Raw genomic sequence first — 15,843 nt, 5'->3', positions numbered from 1 at the left:
TCAAAAAAGCCGACATGCTGTCGGCTTTTTTTCTTATAAGACGTATGAATCGACAGTTTCGATCAAACGACCGATTTCCGGTTTCGTGATTTGTGCATTGACACCAACCGACTCACCTTTATGGCGTAAATCGTCGGAAATCAAGGAAGAGAAGACGATGATTGGCAATTCCGCATAACGATCATCTTCACGGAGTCGTTTCGTCAAGTGTAGTCCATCCATCTTCGGCATCTCGATATCGGTGATCAGGAGGTCACAGTTGCTTCCGTTCTCAAACGCATCAAAAGCTTCCTTACCATTGATGAACCATTTCAGACCATGGTAACCGGCTTCCTCGAGTGTTTCGATGATCAACGTCCGGAGCATTTCCGAGTCTTCGGCGATCCAGATGACTTTGTCGGACCGGTCACGGGACTGGACGCGACGCCCTTCTTCGCGGGCGAAGATATCCTTGCGTGAGAGCTCAAGTGCGATTTTTTCGTAGTCGAGCAAGATGATCATTTTGTCGCCCGTTTTGACGACACCGTTCGTTAATCCCTCAATGCCACGAGCGAGTTCGTTTGGTGTATCGATCTGTTCCCATGAGATACGACGGATTTCCGTCACGGAATCGACACGCAGGACGCTTTTTTCCCCATTAAATTCACAGATGATCAATCGATCCTCGGTTGCTTCATCGTGTGGAACACCAATGACCGTCGGCAAATCGATGACTGTCATGACTTCGCCACGCAGTTCAATCAATCCTTTAACAGCGTCCGGTGTACCTGGGAGTGGTGTCATCGGGAGCGGAACGATGATTTCCCGAACCTTCATGACGTTGATTCCAAACGTGTATGGTCCGCAATGGAAGATGACGATCTCGAGTTCGTTCGTGCCGGCTTCTAATAAAATATCGTGCTGATTATACATATGGTTGTGCCCCTTTCCATTACCTTCACTTCACTTCTGACTAGTTATCGGCATGCTACGCTAAAAATTCTAGTTCTGAATTGACAAAAAAAGTGTTGTAATCGCTTTCATAATATGTTAAGCAAAAAGTTTGGCATTTGTCAGACCAATTGATTACAATAAGCTATGCAGCCACACACTGAAATGAGAGAGATAAAAATAAATGGAGGTAGAGTGGAATGACTACAGCAACAACCTACACATTTTTACTAGATGGACAATGGCATGAAAGTGAATCAAAAGAGACGATTGAAATCTCTTCACCATATAAAGAGGATCTTGTCGGTCGCGTCCAAGCGATGACAAAACCGGAAGTCGATCGTGCCATCGCTTCAGCGAAAGCGGCACAAGCAGAGTGGGCAAAACAACCAGCGAACAAACGGGCTGAATTGCTTCACGCTTGGGCAACGGAACTCGAAAAACGTGCGGACGAAATCGGTGAAGTCATCATGCGCGAAGTCGGTAAAGGACGTGCAGATGGCGTCAAAGAGGTCAAACGGACAGCTGAAATCATTCGCTACACAGCGGAAGAAGGTCTCCGTTTCGACGGTCAGATGATGCAAGGGGATTCGTTCCCTGGTGGTAGCGCGAAAAAAATCGCGGTCATCAAAAAAGCACCACTCGGCGTCGTGCTTGCGATTTCACCGTTCAACTACCCAGTCAACTTGGCAGCAGCGAAACTCGCACCTGCCCTCATGACAGGAAACGCCGTCGTCTTCAAACCGGCAACACAAGGTTCGATCAGCGGTATCTTGATGGTCGAGGCACTCGTCGCAGCAGGTCTTCCAGCTGGACTCGTCAACATCGTCACAGGTCGTGGATCGGTCATCGGTGATTACTTGACGGCTCACCCGGGCATCAACATGATCACATTTACTGGTGGTACAGGCACTGGACAACATCTATCACGTCAATCGGCAATGATTCCACTTGTCCTTGAACTTGGTGGAAAAGACCCAGCGCTCGTTCTTGAAGATGCGAATCTGTCACTTGCGGCAGATCATATCATCAGTGGGGCGTTCTCTTACTCAGGTCAACGTTGTACAGCAATCAAACGCGTCTTCGTTCTTGATCATCAAGCGGATGCACTCATCGAAGAACTCAAGACACGAATCGCGAAATTGACAGTCGGTTCACCTGAACAAGACAGCGTCGTCGTGCCGCTCATCGATACGAAATCAGCGGACTTCGTCGAAGGCTTGATCACGGACGCAACAGACAAAGGCGCAACGCTCGTCACAGGTGGCGGACGTACGGCGAACTTGATCGAACCAACACTTCTTGACAACGTGACACGCGACATGCGTGTTGCTTGGGAAGAGCCGTTCGGACCAGTTCTTCCAATCATCCGTGTCAACTCAGTCGACGAAATGATTGCATACTCAAACGAATCAGAATACGGTCTTCAAGCAAGTGTCTTCACAGAGAATATCGATGCTGCGTTTGCAGTAGCGGATGCGCTTGAAACAGGTTCTGTTCAAATCAATGGTCGGACGGAACGTGGTCCTGACCACTTCCCATTCATCGGTGTGAAATCATCGGGTCTCGGCGTTCAAGGCGTTGGACGTAGCTTAGCTTCGATGACACGCGACAAATTAACAGTCCTCAACTTAAAATAAGTTTCTGACCGACCTTTCAATCTGCGGAAAGGTCGGTTTTTTGTGCATCCATTTCTCGCGCTTTAACGTAAGCTAGAAAACAAATGTCACCCTTTGACGCACAAAGTTTGGCGCTATAGCTTCATTCTCTCTATAATGAAAGAAAATGGACGAGAGAAAAGAGGCGTGTAGGTATGACTGTATCAGACGAAATCATCCCGATTCCGATTCCGACACCATTTCCGGTTGGAGACGTGAACTGCTATGTACTACGAACGGAAGGGGAAAACATCCTCATTGATTGTGGACCGGATACGCTTGAAGCATGGCAAACGATGCAACGGACGCTTGCACGACATGAACTTCAGGTCGAGGATTTAGATCGTGTCATCGTGACACATCACCATGCGGATCATGCTGGGATGGCACATCGCTTTTCAGAGAAAGGCATTCCCGTCTATGGACATGCGCGATTACGCCCATACTTGGAACAGGACGAGACCTTCTTGAACAACGGGGACGCATTCTTGCGTCGATTGGCGACATCGTTTGGCGTTCCGCTAGCGATTCAAGAGATGTTACCAAGCTATCAATCTGCCTTGAAATGGCTTGGAAAAGGTCAACTTGATTTTACATTAAAAGAAGGCGACGCGATTACGCCGTCTGGGAGATACCGGGTCATCGAACTACCGGGGCATGCAAGTGACCAAATCGGAATTCTAAGTGACGATGGTGTATTGTTCGCGGCCGATCACCTGCTCGACCGGGTCGAGCCGAATCCATTGCTCGAACAACCGCAACCAGGTGATGATGTGCTCGTAAAACGTCCCGTTCTTGCGTATCTTGACTCCTTAGAAAAATTACAAAGTGAGCAGATTCGAATCGCCTACACTGGACATGGTGCTCCGATTCGAGATGTTGCGGTACTCGTCGAAGAACGATTGATGCAACGCAAAGCACGTGGTGATCAGCTCTTGAAGTATTTTACGGGAGAACATACGTTATTCGAATTAGCACAAGTGACGTATGGAAACCGATTAAAAAAATCATTCCCTCTTGTCATGAGTGAGATGAAAGCACGTCTCGATACACTCGTCGCCCGCGGTGCGATCACGGTCGAGAAACGATCAGGTATCCTCTACTATTCAAAAGCGGAGGAAGTCTAATGCAACTCATCAACCGAACGATCGTCATCACAGGTGCTTCAAGTGGACTCGGAGAAGCACTGGCGCGCACTCTGCATAAAGAAGGCGCAAACTTGATTTTAATTGCACGACGCGAGGATCGATTACAAACGTTAGCATCTGAACTCCAGGCAGACTACCTGGTCTACGATTTGGAAAAGGCGCCTGAAATTCTTGCAAAAACACTCGCAAATCGTTATGGACGGATTGATATTTTGATTAATAACGCAGGTTTCGGGGAATTCAGCTTCTTAGACGATACCTCGATTGAAACGATTGAGTCGATGCACCGGATCAACGTCTTAAGTCCCGTTCGCTTAACGAAGGCATGTCTGCCATTACTCAAAGAAGGTGGCATGATCGTCAACGTGGCCAGTCAGGCGGGGAAGTTGCCGACACCGAAATCAACGATCTATTGCATGACGAAAGCAGCGATGTTGCAGTTTTCGAACGCGTTACGTCTGGAGTTACGTCCAAAAGGCATCCACGTCATGACGGTCAATCCAGGACCAATCGCGACAGAATTTTTTGTCCGTGCGGATGTCGACCGGAAGTATGAGCAAAATGTCGCTTCTATCGTCCTATCGAAAGAACGACTAGCTTCGACTGTCGTCCGAGCAATAGAGCGGCGTAAACGTGAAGTCAATGCACCATGGTGGATGGAGCTATCGGCAAAAGGGTACGGCGTGATGCCACGGTTGATCGAGTGGTTAGGAAAACCGGGCTTCGATAAAAAGTGATGACGGAGGAGAACGACAAATGAAAACAAAGGTAATCAGCTTTCTTGCCCTAGGTACGCTGCTCGCAGGCTGTGGAACACCGGATGCGACACCGGAACCGAAGAATGTCTTAGGGACTTCTTATCAGACGATCGAAAAAGAAGCGGAAAAGTCAACGGTCCGGATGTATATGTGGGGCGGCGATGAAGGCATCAATGCCTACATCGATGAATACGTAGCACCGCGTCTGAAGAAGGAACACAACATCACGTTAGAACGGGTCCCGATCGAGACGGCGGATATCATTCAAAAACTGCGTGCTGAGAAACAGGCAGGTAAGGAAAAAGGTGTCATCGATGTCGTCTGGATCAATGGCGATAATTTTTTAAATGCTAAAAAAGATGAGTTACTGTATGGAGAAATCACAAAAGTCCTCCCGAACATGAAATATGTTGATGCTGCCGCACAGAGTTCAGATAGTGGTACGAAAACAGACGGACTTGAAGCCGCATGGGGGAAAGTTCAATATACGTTGCACTATGACGCAGCTGACGTTAAGTCGCCACCGACCGACTTGAAAGCACTGAAGTCATGGGTCAAGGAAAATCCAGGACGCTTCACGTATCCGGAAGTGACGGACTTCACGGGGAATGCTTTTGTCCGCCATGTCATGTATGGTGTCGAATCGAATGACACTTTAAAAGATCCGAAAGCAGACTTCAAGAAGACATGGGCTTATTTGAACGAAATCAAACCGTATCTCTGGAAAAAAGGGAAGACGTATCCAAAGACGCTTGCTCAACTCGACCAGTTATACGCGAAGGGAGACGTCGATTTCACGATGGGCTTCAACGAACGACGAGCTGAACAAGAAGTGAAGTCAGGAACGTTTCCGAAAGAAACACGTCCAATCGTCTTGAAGGATGGATCAATCGCGTCGACACATTTCCTTTCCGTACCGTTCAACGCTCCGAATCCGAAGGGCGCACTCGTAGCGATCAATACGTTGTTATCACCAGAAGCACAGTTGAAAAAGTACGATGCGACGTATTGGGGTGACGGAACAAGTCTTGATTTATCGACACTTGATTCGTCAGAACAAAAGCAATTCGCTGATGTACCGGCTGCACCGTCGACACCAAAGCCAAGCGTCTTTGAAGGAAAGGTCCGGACGGAACTCGACCCATCCATTTTCGAGATGATCCGTAAGGAATGGCCGTCTCGTGTGGCGCGGTAACGCGTATCCTGCTGCACTCTTGATGGCAGGGATGGTCTTATATGGGTTATGGGTCAGTATCTCGATGACGTCACTTTCCGACTACCGAGAGCTACTGACGGATGAAGTCTTTTTAGAGAGTCTAGCCGTCAGTAGTTACGTGGCCATCGTCAGTACGGTGCTCGCGCTGATCATTGGAATGGTGCTCGCACGGCTCTTGAGCAGAACACGACTAGCTGCGTTACTTGCAATTCCTTTATTCATCCCTCATCTAGGAGCAGCATACCTCGCGATTCTCTATTTGAGTAATGTGCCTGTCATCGGACCGCATGAAGGGAATTATTTTAGTGTCATCCTGACGTATCTGTATAAAGAAATTCCGTTCGTCTTTTTTTATATCTTACCGGTGGTCCGGCGTCTTGATTCGCGTTATCAAGAACTCGGTATGATGCTCGGTTTATCACCAGTGCGCCGATTCTGGCATGCGCGGGGCGTCTTCCTACTCGTTCCGATGCTTGAGGCAGCATTTATCTTGCTTGCCTTCATCCTGTTCGCATATGAGATCCCAGCACTGCTCGGCGTGACCTATCCAAAATTACTTGGCGTCTATGCGTTCGATTTGTATACACAAGGCGATTTATCGGAGCAACCACTCGCTTTTGCAATGAGTGTCGTTTTGACGGGAGGACTCTTCTTCCTGCTATTGCTTATGACTGGTTTGACACGCCCACTGGCAACGAAGATCAGTAGGGGGCGAAGCGAATGAAAAAAAAAATCAGTGTGACTGTATTCGTTGTACTCCTGTTCATCGTTCCTTTAATTGGTTTGATTCCAGGAGAGTGGAATTGGAATCCGCGCCTAGAAGCGACGCTCGGCACGACCGTCGCGATGATTTGTGCCGTCGTATTGTTAAATCATCTCTTCGGATACATGGCAGGAAAAGCGATTGCCTTTCAAACGGGGAAACGGATTCGTATAGCAGAGTTCTTGATTAGTTTGCCACTATTCGTTCCCGTGTTATTGCTATCATTCGGTCTTTATTTGACATGGATCCGTCTTGGTTTGGCAGATCGATTTTTCGGTGTCCTGCTCGTGTTGCTTCTGCCGACCTTGCCGTATACGGTTCGTTTGTACACGAACGGATTTCAAGCGCTCGGAGAACGGATGCTTGAACAGATGGTCTTGATTGAGGGGAACCGGTTCAAGCGTTGGTTCTATTTGACGGGACCGATGCTTCGTTCGACGTTACAATCCGTGACGCTGCTCGTCACGGTGATCACGATCAGTCAGTATGCACTAGTTGCGTTGATTGGTGGTGGGATCGTCCGCATGATATCACTCGAAGTATTCCCGGCGTATTCTGGTAATTCGCAAGGGGCGGCGCGTCTAGCGACACTCTGGTTGATCGGGTTGCCCATTCTCTTTTATGCTGGACAAGCCGTTATTTTTTCTAGTTGGATACGAATCGTACGGAGGCGTTTAAATGGAAGTCACGATACAACAAGTCAATAAACGATTTGGAACGAAGCATGTGTTGTCTGATATCGATTTAAATATCGCATCTGGACAATGTGTGGCTTTAGTTGGACCGAGCGGAAGTGGGAAAACGACGCTTCTCCGCCTGATTGCGGGTCTTGAAAGAGTGACGAGCGGAATGATTCAGTTCGGCGACCGAGATGTCACTGTTCTTTCGCCGAATCAGCGAGGTGTGACGATGATGTTTCAACGGTCGCTGTTGTTCCCACATTTGAACGTCGAACAGAACATCCGTCTCGGTGCCAAACAATTAACACCGATCGAACTCGAATCCTGGTTACATCGCGTCGGACTCGAGGGAAGAGGAAAAAGTGCTGTTCACGAACTGTCAGGGGGCGAACAGCAGCGGGCAAGTTTAGCTCGTGCGCTGGCGAGTCAACCGGACTTCTTGTTGCTCGATGAACCGTTCTCGAGTCTAGATGTACCGAGACGACGGGAATTACGGACATTGATTCGGAAGTTGACCGAGGAACAAGGTGTCACGACACTCCTTGTCACACACGATCGGGAAGAGGCAATGGCGATGGCGGATATCGTCTATGTTTTAGAACAGGGGCGAATCGTCGATCATGGCACGCCGATTACGCTTAGTCAGACCAGCCCGTTTTTTGGGGAAGGCATTCAGATTGAAGAAACATGGCATCCGTTGACGGCAGTCAACTTGGTCTCAAGACCGACGAAGGAGACGGATGAACGTGTTACGATTACGAAAGAACTCATTCAATACGGTGTTCGATTCTACGAAGTCGAACGAGCATCCGGAGAACGACTCGTGCTCTCTTCAGACGAGACGATTCATGAGAAAGAAGGCTATATCGTTAGAAAGGAGGGGTGACATGTTAGATACGCGTGCGCGTAAAATCGTTCAACCCCTATTTGATCAAGGGGCGACCTTATTTAAGAAAATTGGATTATCGGCGACACAGGTGACGATCATCTCCGGCATCATCGGTGGTGCGACGGGCTTTTTCGTCTATAACGACATGATGGGAACGGCGATTGTCTTGTTGTGGATCTCGGGCATGCTTGATGTCATCGATGGAACGATGGCACGAAAAGAAAAGACAACTCCGATTGGCACGATTCTTGACCTTGTGCTCGACCGGATCGTCGAGCTGTCAGTGCTGATTGGTCTTGCACTCCGATTTCCGGAAACGCAGGTCGTTATTCTGTTGCTCGTCGCATCATTCGTCATTGGGATGACGATGTTCCTTGCAATCGGAGCGGTCAGTGAAAATTACGGCTACAAGTCGTTTCAATATCAACCGGGACTCGTCGAGCGAACGGAAGGGTTCTTATTCCTAACAGCGATGATCCTGTTCCCAAGCGCCATCATTTGGATCGCAATTGTCTTCTTGATTGCTGAACTCTATACGGTCGGGGAGCGATTCCATCAAGCTTCGAAGGTGTTGCGATGAGTGAACAAGAGATGATCATGACCGTGGATCGAGCGGGCAACCTGCTCGGACCTCGTCCACGATCAGAAGTCCACGCAAACGGCTTGTGGCATGAAACGTTTCATTGTTTCGTCTATGATCCAAAGCGGGACGTCGTGTTGCTCCAGCAACGGTCTGAACAAAAGAAGGACTTTCCAGGAATGCTTGATATCACGGCAGCGGGTCACTTGCTTGCGGATGAGACAGTCGAGGATGGTGTCCGGGAACTCGAGGAAGAGATTGGTTTGACATGTACGTTTGATCAATTGATACCGCTTGGCATCCAGGAAGAGGAGTTTCGGGATGCGTCGCTCTGGGACTGTGAGCGATGCCATGTCTTTCTTGCTCGAAGTGATCAAGCGATAGACGCATACGTCCTCCAGGAAACAGAGGTGAAGCGATTGATTGCTTTTTCGATCGAGCAGTTTGAACGAATCGCGGACATGTCCATCGAGCGCATTCAGGACACGACAGGCGAATGGTTCGATCGTCGTCAATTCGTTCCACATCCTTTTTCTTACTGGAGACATGTCCGACAGGGAATCGAGCAATTACGTAAATAGAACGAATGGAAAAGCAATAACGCATGAAGACCTACGATCGAATGTGATTTCGCTCGTAGGTCTTTTTTTAATCGTACATTCGTTCGACGCAAGAGTAGCGAAATTAAGATATATTTGAGATAATTAAGTATATATACAAAAGAAGGAAAGAAGGTGCAGCCAGTGGCATTACGATTTGCACTACTCGGGCTGCTGACCCAAGGGGAAGCGACCGGTTACGATTTAAGCGCGACTTTCAAAAAACAAATGATCCACTTCTGGACCGCACATCATACTCAAATATACCGAGAGTTGTTGAAGATGGAAGAAGCAGAGCTCGTAACGAGTGTCCATATCGTCCAAGAAGACTTGCCGGACAAGAAAGTCTATTCCATCACTGATAAAGGACGGACAGAGCTCGTTGAATGGTTACGGACACCGAATGAATTCAAACCGAAGATGAAGGATGAGAACTTGATGCGGGTGTCGCTTTTGCATCTGCTCCCACCTGAGGAAGCCGTTGCTTATTTGGAAGAGTCGAAGCGGCACCATCAATTTGCCGTCGAGATGATGCATAGTTGGCGTCACGACCACCTTGAGAACGGCGCGACACTAGGGGAGACCTTGACGAGTGAGTACGGCTTGCGTATGATGTTGAATTACTTGGATTGGTGTGACTGGGCAATCGCGGAAATCAAAAAGAATGAAGCGAACGTCTAACAATATTGGCTCGACTGTCATGTAGATGGCGGATTCGAGCCAGTTTTATTTTGTAATAGGATTTAGTAAGGAGAGAATCGATGTACTTTAATGACTATGAAGACTGGATTGAGGAAGAGGCGGAATCCTTATTTCACTTACATGAAGAACGTTTGATACGAGAAGCGATCTCGTATTCGCAATTTACGGCGTATGTAGAAGAGGCACTCCTTGAACCATTATTGCTGAAATTACGTTGGCTCGGAGAAGCAGAAGAAGAGGAGATTCTAGAACGAGCGGATTCAATCGTTTGGGAGAATGCCTCAGGTCATTCGGAAGCTTCCCTTCGGCGAGATGTGTTACGACGGGTCGTCAAGCGAGATTTTACTGCGCAAATCCTCGCGTACCTCACACCAATTCTTGAAGCGAGACAAGCCACTTATGAGGCGGAATTGAAGCAGCTTCAATTGGCGCATGCTGAACAAATAGATGAGGTCAAACAACACGAGCAACAGATTGAACTCGGACCACCACCTAAAAAGGTCAAAAAATGGTGGTATCTCAAAGAAAAAGAAGTAGCACGTTCCTATACGGAGGAAGAACGATCTGCGCTACAGGCACAACAGCAACAACTCGAGGACGAGTTAAAGCGACTCGAACAAAAAACACGTGAGACAGAAGCTGATCTCGAACGATTGGATTCACTTCACCGATTGTAATTCACGCCAAAAAAATGGAGCAGACGACGTTATGTCGTTTGCTCCATTTTGTATAAAGGTATCGTATTAAGCTTGTGTCGCAAGTTTCGCAAGGACAAGTTTCGCGACCGCTTCACTTGAAGCCGGGTTTTGTCCTGTGACGACGTTGCCATCGATGACGGCGAATTCCTTACCGGCATCCGATGTCAGGAAAGTAGCGCCTTCGCCACGGAGTGTCGTCTCAAGCAAGAATGGTACTTTATCTTCGAGACCTGTCGATTTTTCTTCTTCGTCTGTGAAGCCGTTGATTTGACGACCTGAAACGAAAGGTTTGCCATCGATCATGACGTGCGCGAAGGCCGCTGGACCGTGACAGACCGATGCGACGACGCCATCTTTTTTGATGACAGCTTCAATGGCACCAGCCACTTGTGGGTTATTCGGGAAGTCGACGACTGCACCGTGACCACCTGGGAAGTAAACGGCATCAAATGATGCTGGATCAACTTCCGAGAGTGCTTTCGTGTCGTGCAACGCACGGCGTGCATCTTGGAATTTCGGCAAGATTTCTTTGACGATCGATGCTTTATCGATCGGGACGTCGCCACCTTTGATCGAAGTGACCGTCACATCATGTCCTGCATCCTTAAACAGGTTGTATGGTGCTGCGAACTCTTCGAACCATAATCCTGTTTTGTGACCATTCATGTCATCTGCACTTGTTGATACGATTAAAATACGAGCCATAATAAAACTCCTCCTCTGTATGAACGTTACAAAGAAGGAGTTTCCCGGAGATATGAAGAGTTAAACCTCACCGGTGTTCCGTATAGTGATGAACCGGTAGTGTAGCAAGTGCCTGGTCGATTTGAGCTTGTGAGATCGACTCTTTCATCGCTTGGACGTTTGCCTGAAGCTGTGACACGCTCGACGCACCAGGAAGGACGATGTCGACCTGTTGATCGATGGCTTGCAACGCAAGCGCAGGAAGCGGGAAATCTTGAAGTTTTTGTAGACTCGCCTCAAGCGTTTCCTTATCGAATTGTTCGAACCGATCAACCGACTGCAGTCGTGAAGCACTCTCATGTGTCAAGAGTCCTTTTGCCAGTGGACCACGGGCAACGACTTGGATGTTTTTCTCTTTTAAGCGTGGCAACAACTCTTCGATGCGGCGATCGAGCAACGAATAAGGCGTCATCAAGTAAGAGAAATTACTATGCTCGAGCCAATATTCGATGACATTCGGGCGCAGTGACGACAGACCATATTCCTTGATCTTCCCCTCTGCTTTTAAATCTTCCATTGCCCGGATCGACGCATCGATGTCATCATCGATCGTGCCGCCGTGGACGTAATACAGGTCGAGATAAGGTGTTTCAAGACGATTCAAACTTTCAAGACAAGCTTGCTTCAGATAGTCATAACTCGGATCCCATGTCCAACCGGTTCCGGTCGCGTTCATCCGATTCCCACCTTTTGAGGCGAGGAACAATCGACTGCGATCCTCTTGTGAGAAGGTTTGACCGATGATGGATTCGACCGCTCCGTTCGCATAGACGTCCGCTGTATCGAAGTGCGTGATTCCAGCATCAAGTGCCGTCCGCAGGATTGCTGTTGCTTCCTCCTGGCCGCGCTTTAAGATCGTCATCGTACCTAATCCTAATGACATGTTCAATTCCCTCTTTTCTTAGATGAACTATAAGTTTGGAACTTCTGCATTCTAGTGTATCATATCTGATGAAAAAGACGATTTCGAAGTCTTGCGGCAATACGTCGGAAACGGCATACTAATCATGACAGAGAACGTAAACTAAGATAGAAGAGGGGAACACATCCGATGGAAGAAAAAACGATTGAACGTGAAGTGATCTATGAAGGAAAAGTCTTTGATGTCGAGAAACATGTCGTCACGTTACCGAACGGCAATACCTCGGTCCGTGAATTGGTCTATCATAATGGTGCCGTCGCGATCATTGCTTTTGATGAACAAGGTGATTTGATCGTCGTGGAACAGTACCGGAAGGCGTTCGAGAGTCTATCGATCGAGATTCCAGCAGGAAAACTCGAGAAAGGCGAAGATCCACTTGATTGTGCCGGACGCGAATTAAAGGAAGAAACAGGATACGTCGCGAAAGAGTTACGACATGTCTTTGATTTTTACGGTGCGCCTGGTTTCTGCAGTGAGCGTGTACATATCTATGAAGCGATTGGTCTGACTGCCGGTGATCGTCAACTCGATGAGGATGAGTTCCTTGAAAATAAGACATTGAAGCTCGAAGAAGCACTCGAACTCGTTGCAAACGGAACGATCGTTGACGCGAAAACGATCATGGCGATCCAGCATTGGCAAATTCGTACTTTAAAATGATTCTCATTTAAATGATTTTCAGTTGATAATCATTTTAATTTGAAAAAAGACTGATTATCAGCTATGATAATAGCATCAGTTCGAACAAAGGGGGCGTTATGATGGAAAGTCGTGTAGAACGCATCAAAAAACAGCTAAGCGGTAAAGGATATAAGCTGACTCCCCAACGTGAAGCGACTGTGCGTGTCCTGCTCGAACATGAGTCGGATCACCTCAGTGCCGAAAATGTCTTTCTCCTTGTAAAAGAAAAGAACTCCGACATCGGACTTGCGACGGTTTACCGGACGCTCGAATTATTGACGGAGCTTGAAGTCGTCGATAAGGTCAACTTCGGAGATGGCGTATCCCGGTTTGATTTACGACAAGAAGGTGCGAGTCATTCGCATCACCATCTCGTCTGTATCGAATGCGGATCCGTCGAAGAGATTTTAGACGATATGCTTGAAGAAGTAGAGAAAGAAATCGTGTCCCGATTCCACTTTAAAATCAAGGATCACCGCCTGACATTCCATGGCGTCTGCCGTGTCTGCCAAGAGCGCCATGCTCGGGAAGCGTTGGAACAATCGCAAACACAAACAGTCTGACCGTCCGACGAAATTTCGGATGGTTTTTCTTTTTCAATTTTTATAGGTCAGACCTCTTCACAACGGTTTACACCTTTGATATGATGGGAAAGTAAGCGATTTCGTAAACGAAGAGGATGAGTTCAGTGCGTGAACAACTGGAAGCATTTATCAATTATTTAGTGATTGAACGGCAAATGTCCGCGAATACGGCAGCTGCGTATCGAAATGATTTAAATCAATACTTACAGACGCTTGAAACAGCGGAAGTTTCCTCGTTCGAACAGGTTCACCGACATCATATCGTCGACCATATTGAACGATTGCTTGAAGCACGAAAGTCACGATCGACGGTTCGCCGGGCGACGAGCTCGATCCGTTCGTTCCATCAATATCTGGTCGAAGAGAGACTTGCGACACATGATCCGTCTCGTCATCTTGATTTACCGAAACCGGAGAAGAAGTTGCCCGTCGTCTGGAGTCAAACGGACGTCGAACGCTTGCTTGATTCGGTCGTCGGTGTCGATCCGCTTACACGACGAGATGCAGCAATGCTTGAGCTTCTCTATGGAACAGGCATGCGCGTCAGCGAACTGCTCCAACTGAAGTTGAACGATTTGCAACTCGAACTCGGGTATCTGTCGTGTCTTGGGAAAGGGAACAAATCCCGGATCATCCCGATGAGTACGACATCGATTGAAAGTGTCAGGACATATCTTGACCTCGCGCGCAATAGTCTCGGTGGTCAACAGACGGACGATGTCTTCTTGAACAGTCGCGGTGATCGTTTGTCACGGCAAGGGTTTTGGAAGATGATCAAGCGACGGGCAAAGGAAGCGGGTATTGAAAAAGAGATCACACCGCACGTCCTGCGCCATTCGTTCGCGACCCATCTACTTGAAAATGGTGCTGATTTACGCGTCGTACAAGAGATGCTAGGACACGCTGATTTGTCGACGACACAAATGTATACACACGTTAACAAAGCACGACTTCATGACGTGTATAAGAAACATCATCCACGGGCATGATGGTTCTATCTTTTAAAGGTCTGACTTCAGACAAATGATGCGTTTTGTCTAGTCCCTTTCCGGGAAAAATCGTAACGGGAATCGCACAACTACAGCTCGTATATAGGAGGAACAGCAAATGGCTCAATCATTTAAACGTGTATTTTTGATCGTCATGGACTCCGTAGGAATCGGAGAAGCACCGGACGCTGAACAGTTCGGAGATCTTGGTTCGCATACGCTCGGTCACATCGCGCGTGAACGCAACGGACTCAACATGCCGAACATGGCAAAACTCGGTCTCTCGCATATCGAACCGATCGAAGGTATCTCAGCTGAAGAAGCACCGCTTGCAGCATATGGAAAAATGCAAGAAGTATCTGCAGGGAAAGATACGATGACAGGGCATTGGGAGATCATGGGACTCCGGATCGATACACCATTCCGTGTCTTCGAAAAATTCCCGGATGATTTGATTCATCGCCTAGAAGAGTTCTCAGGTCGGAAGATCATTGGGAACAAACCGGCTTCTGGTACGGAAATTCTCGACGAACTCGGACAAGAACATGTCGAGACAGGCGCCTTGATCGTCTATACGTCGGCAGACTCTGTCCTTCAAATCGCAGCACACGAAGAAGTCGTGCCATTAGAAGAATTGTACCGGATTTGTGAATACGCACGTGATATCACACGGGATGACCCGTACATGCTCGGTCGTATCATCGCACGTCCATTCCTTGGTGAAGCAGGAGCGTGGGTCCGGACAGCGAACCGTCACGACTATGCACTTAAACCATTCGATCGGACGGTCATGAACGAACTCGAGACGGCAGGACTCGATGTCATTTCGCTCGGTAAGATTGCTGATATCTACGATGGAGAAGGCGTAACGGATGCAATCCGGACGAAGTCGAACATGGACGGCATGGATCAGCTCGTGAAACAACTCGATCGTGATTTCAACGGACTTTGCTTCTTAAACCTTGTCGATTTCGATGCGTTGTTCGGACATCGTCGTGATCCGCAAGGCTACGGACAAGCACTCGAAGAGTTCGATGCGCGTCTTCCGGAAGTGTTTGCTCGCTTAAACGAAGACGATCTCTTGATCATCACGGCTGACCACGGAAACGATCCGGTTCATGCTGGGACTGACCATACACGGGAATACGTACCATTGCTTGCCTACCATAAAAATGGTGTTGCAAAACCGCTCGGTATCCGTGAAACGTTCGCTGATCTTGGAGCGACGGTCGCAGAAAACTTCGCCGTCAAGATGCCGGCACATGGAACAAGCTTTTTAACAGAACTATAATTCGAGGGAGC

General features: G+C 48.1%; 18 protein-coding genes. 15 read left to right on the top strand and 3 right to left on the bottom strand.

What is annotated here, in order from left to right; translation table 11 throughout:
• Positions 1-33: 33 nt before the first annotated feature.
• Entirely contained in the window at positions 34-912 is an 879-nt protein-coding gene (locus B3G15_RS02430) for a chemotaxis protein CheV (protein WP_023467660.1), read from the bottom strand.
• Between the two features lie 218 nt (positions 913-1,130).
• On the opposite strand from B3G15_RS02430, the gene B3G15_RS02425 reads away from it, so the two are divergent.
• The 11 genes from B3G15_RS02425 to B3G15_RS02375 all read left to right on the top strand — a co-directional run bounded on the left by B3G15_RS02425 (position 1,131) and on the right by B3G15_RS02375 (position 10,600).
• The gene (locus tag B3G15_RS02425) at positions 1,131-2,570 is read left to right on the top strand and encodes an NADP-dependent glyceraldehyde-3-phosphate dehydrogenase (protein ID WP_023467661.1); all 1,440 of its coding nucleotides are present in this window, start codon (positions 1,131-1,133) and stop codon (positions 2,568-2,570) included.
• Positions 2,571-2,743: 173 nt separating this feature from the next.
• Positions 2,744-3,715 (top strand): MBL fold metallo-hydrolase, encoded by a 972-nt coding sequence (locus tag B3G15_RS02420; protein ID WP_058265148.1) that lies wholly within the window; start codon positions 2,744-2,746, stop codon positions 3,713-3,715.
• On the top strand, positions 3,715-4,473 hold the full coding sequence (locus B3G15_RS02415) for an SDR family NAD(P)-dependent oxidoreductase (protein WP_075642049.1): 759 nt from the start codon (positions 3,715-3,717) through the stop codon (positions 4,471-4,473). Before B3G15_RS02420 ends, B3G15_RS02415 begins: the two co-directional genes overlap by 1 nt.
• 19 nt (positions 4,474-4,492) lie before the next feature.
• A complete protein-coding gene (locus tag B3G15_RS02410) occupies positions 4,493-5,689 on the top strand; it encodes an ABC transporter substrate-binding protein (protein WP_290715219.1) in 1,197 nt (398 codons plus the stop codon).
• A complete protein-coding gene (locus B3G15_RS02405; protein WP_290715216.1) occupies positions 5,676-6,434 on the top strand; it encodes an ABC transporter permease in 759 nt (252 codons plus the stop codon). The genes B3G15_RS02410 and B3G15_RS02405 overlap by 14 nt, the downstream gene beginning before the upstream one ends.
• Entirely contained in the window at positions 6,431-7,180 is a 750-nt protein-coding gene (locus tag B3G15_RS02400) for an ABC transporter permease (protein WP_290715213.1), read from the top strand. The genes B3G15_RS02405 and B3G15_RS02400 overlap by 4 nt, the downstream gene beginning before the upstream one ends.
• Positions 7,152-8,039, top strand: a complete 888-nt coding sequence (locus tag B3G15_RS02395; RefSeq protein WP_214857153.1) for an ABC transporter ATP-binding protein — start codon at positions 7,152-7,154, stop codon at positions 8,037-8,039. The genes B3G15_RS02400 and B3G15_RS02395 overlap by 29 nt, the downstream gene beginning before the upstream one ends.
• Before the next feature lies 1 nt (position 8,040).
• Complete coding sequence (locus B3G15_RS02390; RefSeq protein ID WP_023467668.1) at positions 8,041-8,622, top strand: CDP-alcohol phosphatidyltransferase family protein; 582 nt, start codon at positions 8,041-8,043, stop codon at positions 8,620-8,622.
• Complete coding sequence (locus tag B3G15_RS02385) at positions 8,619-9,203, top strand: NUDIX hydrolase (protein ID WP_064300241.1); 585 nt, start codon at positions 8,619-8,621, stop codon at positions 9,201-9,203. Before B3G15_RS02390 ends, B3G15_RS02385 begins: the two co-directional genes overlap by 4 nt.
• Positions 9,204-9,365: 162 nt before the next feature.
• Positions 9,366-9,902 carry a PadR family transcriptional regulator gene (locus tag B3G15_RS02380; protein ID WP_023467670.1) on the top strand — a complete coding sequence of 179 codons (537 nt, stop codon included), beginning with the start codon at positions 9,366-9,368 and terminating at the stop codon, positions 9,900-9,902.
• Between the two features lie 80 nt (positions 9,903-9,982).
• Complete coding sequence (locus B3G15_RS02375; RefSeq protein WP_290715206.1) at positions 9,983-10,600, top strand: hypothetical protein; 618 nt, start codon at positions 9,983-9,985, stop codon at positions 10,598-10,600.
• A 66-nt stretch (positions 10,601-10,666) separates the two neighbouring features.
• Here B3G15_RS02375 and B3G15_RS02370 read toward each other — a convergent pair whose 3' ends face one another.
• Positions 10,667-11,326, bottom strand: coding sequence for a type 1 glutamine amidotransferase domain-containing protein (locus tag B3G15_RS02370; protein WP_023467672.1), 660 nt, complete (start codon positions 11,324-11,326; stop codon positions 10,667-10,669).
• 67 nt (positions 11,327-11,393) lie between these two features.
• Entirely contained in the window at positions 11,394-12,248 is an 855-nt protein-coding gene (locus tag B3G15_RS02365) for an aldo/keto reductase (RefSeq protein WP_023467673.1), read from the bottom strand.
• A 168-nt stretch (positions 12,249-12,416) separates the two neighbouring features.
• On the opposite strand from B3G15_RS02365, the gene B3G15_RS02360 reads away from it, so the two are divergent.
• The 4 genes from B3G15_RS02360 to deoB all read left to right on the top strand — a co-directional run bounded on the left by B3G15_RS02360 (position 12,417) and on the right by deoB (position 15,832).
• The gene (locus B3G15_RS02360; protein ID WP_023467674.1) at positions 12,417-12,947 is read left to right on the top strand and encodes an NUDIX domain-containing protein; all 531 of its coding nucleotides are present in this window, start codon (positions 12,417-12,419) and stop codon (positions 12,945-12,947) included.
• Positions 12,948-13,048: 101 nt separating this feature from the next.
• Entirely contained in the window at positions 13,049-13,531 is a 483-nt protein-coding gene (locus B3G15_RS02355; RefSeq protein WP_023467675.1) for a Fur family transcriptional regulator, read from the top strand.
• Positions 13,532-13,656: 125 nt separating this feature from the next.
• Positions 13,657-14,541, top strand: a complete 885-nt coding sequence (gene xerD, locus B3G15_RS02350; protein WP_029341179.1) for a site-specific tyrosine recombinase XerD — start codon at positions 13,657-13,659, stop codon at positions 14,539-14,541.
• Between the two features lie 118 nt (positions 14,542-14,659).
• Positions 14,660-15,832 (top strand): phosphopentomutase, encoded by a 1,173-nt coding sequence (gene deoB / locus B3G15_RS02345; protein WP_055967084.1) that lies wholly within the window; start codon positions 14,660-14,662, stop codon positions 15,830-15,832.
• Positions 15,833-15,843: the final 11 nt, after the last annotated feature.

Source organism: Exiguobacterium sp. UBA1053, assembly GCF_002316465.1.
In the GTDB taxonomy this organism is placed as follows: domain Bacteria; phylum Bacillota; class Bacilli; order Exiguobacteriales; family Exiguobacteriaceae; genus Exiguobacterium_A; species Exiguobacterium_A abrahamii.
This window is presented reverse-complemented; position numbering and strand designations above follow the sequence as displayed.